2 protein-coding genes are annotated in these 2,752 nt (G+C 52.7%); one reads left to right on the top strand and one right to left on the bottom strand.

Annotated features, from left to right (window positions below):
- Positions 1-676: 676 nt before the first annotated feature.
- A complete protein-coding gene (locus ABJZ52_RS08300; protein ID WP_348187868.1) occupies positions 677-1,924 on the top strand; it encodes an alpha/beta fold hydrolase in 1,248 nt (415 codons plus the stop codon).
- 172 nt (positions 1,925-2,096) lie between these two features.
- Here ABJZ52_RS08300 and ABJZ52_RS08295 read toward each other — a convergent pair whose 3' ends face one another.
- Positions 2,097-2,468, bottom strand: coding sequence for a hypothetical protein (locus ABJZ52_RS08295; RefSeq protein ID WP_348187866.1), 372 nt, complete (start codon positions 2,466-2,468; stop codon positions 2,097-2,099).
- Positions 2,469-2,752: the final 284 nt, after the last annotated feature.

Genomic DNA, 2,752 nt, shown 5'->3' with positions numbered 1-2,752 from the left:
ACAGCACCACGTCCTTGGGGAACTGGCTACCTTTGAAACTGATCAACGCTAAACACCTGGAAAAATCTGAGCGGAGGACCGCCTTCTAAACCGCAACACGCAAAAAGGGAACCGAAAGACAAAAAGTTTGCGACACTACCCACGTTCGAGCCTATCTCATGATGCCAAAACTCTGGGTAAGGGACCCCTGCGTGACGCCTGATGATTTGTGCAACACGGCGATCCCAGTGTGCCAATTAATACAGCGTCCGTGGGGTAGGCGAGTAACAATCATTTCGTTCGTTCAGATTATCAAACTTGGCCATTGCATCCTTCTAATAAGAATATACTGGCCTAGCGCTATAAGGTAGGAATAAAGATGTCGGGTGGTTCCGTTTTTAGTGTGTCAGCTACTCAAAAGCATGGATTTTCAAATCAAGATGCCACTCTGCAACAAAAGCCGGGTGGCGACGTTCCTGCAGAAAGCCTTTCTTTCAGAGATACTAGTGCCTGGCGCCAGAGAAATCTTCTTTTTCGCGCCGTTTCCTCTGTTGCGGCCCATTTTACGGGGCGGGCGGGGCCTGGTCCCCGGTCAATCCGGCATTGGGCGCCTTGGCCAGGTAAGTTGGTCTGGCGCGGTTTGGTAAAGCGATCTGGTGTTCAGAAGCCTCGAGTAGCGAGAGGGCCGGAGATTAGCGTGACCAGGCCTGATGGGGTGCGTGCGGTTAAGCAGGTCAAAACCGGAGTAGTTGGTACTGAATGCGGCCCCAAGTTTAACTGGGCTTTCTCTGAAAACGTCGCGTTGAACTTTAAGGCCCGATCCGGAATAGGCCGGGGGTCGAGTGAGCAGAAGCTCGTTGGATTCGCATACAAGGTGACCCAGCAGCCCAAGAGTTCCTCGGAGGACCCGCTTGCGAAGATGGACGCAATGGACGCTGGCGTTAATCCGTCCGAGTTCTTGTCTACATCCGTCCCGGATTTCACAACCAATGACCGGCCGGTCGTTGTGATTTTTGGGGGGCACGGAATGCCAATCGAGAACCTGTCAACTGGTGGCTTTGCGGGGGGATGTGCCGGAATGGACTATGTTGAGCGTCACCAGGCCAACGTTCTTGCGTTGAATTATCGCGGTTATGGCCAATCCTCGGGTGGTGTTCCCTCCAATCGAACCATGGTCGAGGACGGCGTCGCAATCTTGAATCATCTTTTGGACTCCGGTGTGGCTCCCGAACGAATTGTTCTCCATGGCTACAGTATGGGAGGCAATATCGCCGCAAACGTGCTTCAGGCCGCAGAAGCCAAGAAGAAAAGACTTGGAGGTTTATTTCTGGATCGCCCCATGGAAAAGCTTTCAACGGGCGCCGGGGCGCTGGCCTCCACGAATATAGGCGGTGCTTTGAAGACATTTCGCAGCAACTATATTTTGGCGCCGATCGCTCGGGGTGTAGCTAAATTTCTCGCCGAATCTTATAATACCGGCTCTGCCCTTAAGGGTATTCAAAAAAACAGAGATCTTGCAAACCAGAAACTGGAAGACAGTGGCTGCCAACGCAAGGAATGGACTCCAATTGTGGGTGTTTATGACGATGACCCCATCGGCGCGACAACAAAGCGGCTATTCAAAGCGCATAGAATCGAGCACATAGAAACTGGAAGTGGACACGGAGACGACGTATCAAACAGTCTTGAAGCTCTTAAAGAACTGCGTGATGAAACTGCTGTAAAAAAGAAACTGAATAGCAAGGCCGGTGAGGAGTCCATTAATTCCCAAGATGGACTGTCGAAAGGTGAGGGTGAGTCCGACATAGAGCGTTTCCTCGACACCTTCAACGTGTCGGGTGAAATATCGGATACACCAGTGACGGAAGCTGACACGAATGATGATCTGCATACTAGAATCGCTGGGATGCGCTCAGGTCGAGGAGAATCAATGGCGTTTTTCTAGACTTAATAAGCGAAGTTGAGAACAATGCGCGATGATGTAGGTGAGCAAAATAATGCACTTTTCGAGGCCTGTGCACGGCTGTGCTTCTGGTCGCAGGCGCCATGTTAAATAGGCACCGTGTTGCACAAATCATCAGGCGTCACGCAAGGGTCCCTTACCCAGAATTTTGGCATCATGAGATACGCTCGAACGTGGGGCGTCCGAGGGAAGTCATTTTGTTGAGGACTGAGACGCCAATCCGGCACTCAGTTCTCTGATTTTTCAGGGTGCGTGATCTCAGCCTTTCCCCGATGACCGACTTCCAGCGGCCCATGAGCGTTTCCACGCGCGCTCTCTGGTTATATCCGGTGCTCTTTTGCCAGGCCATGCGGCCATGGGCCTTGATCGCCAGAATATCCAGATCCCGCGCGGTGGGGGTGGTCTCGGCCTCAGGGCCGGCAACGGCCGTCTTCGGCGGTGGAATGATGATCTCCACATCGGCAAAGCGCTGCGTGATCTCGGTCCGTGTGGCGGCGCCGTCATAGCACCGTGTTGCACAAATCATCAGGCGTCACGCAGGTGTCCCTTACCCAGAATTTTGGCATCATGAGATACGCTCGAACGTGGGGCGTCCGAGGGAAGTCATTTTGTTGAGGACTGAGACGCCAATCCGGCACTCAGTTCTCTGATTGTCCAGGGTACGTGATCTGGTAGTGTCGCAAACTTTTATTTCAGCCATTGCTATGGCTTTGTCTTGACACAGTTATCCTGCGAGCTCGATGAACTGTCGGTAAGCAGGTACACCCGGCCGGTTCAGCTGCCCCTTTCGGATCATGTGCGCTGTTTCAA

The sequence above is a fragment of the Roseibium sp. genome (assembly GCF_039982295.1).
Classification (GTDB): Bacteria; Pseudomonadota; Alphaproteobacteria; order Rhizobiales; family Stappiaceae; genus Roseibium.
Note: the sequence above shows the minus strand (reverse complement) of the source record. Positions and strands in the feature narration are given on the sequence as shown.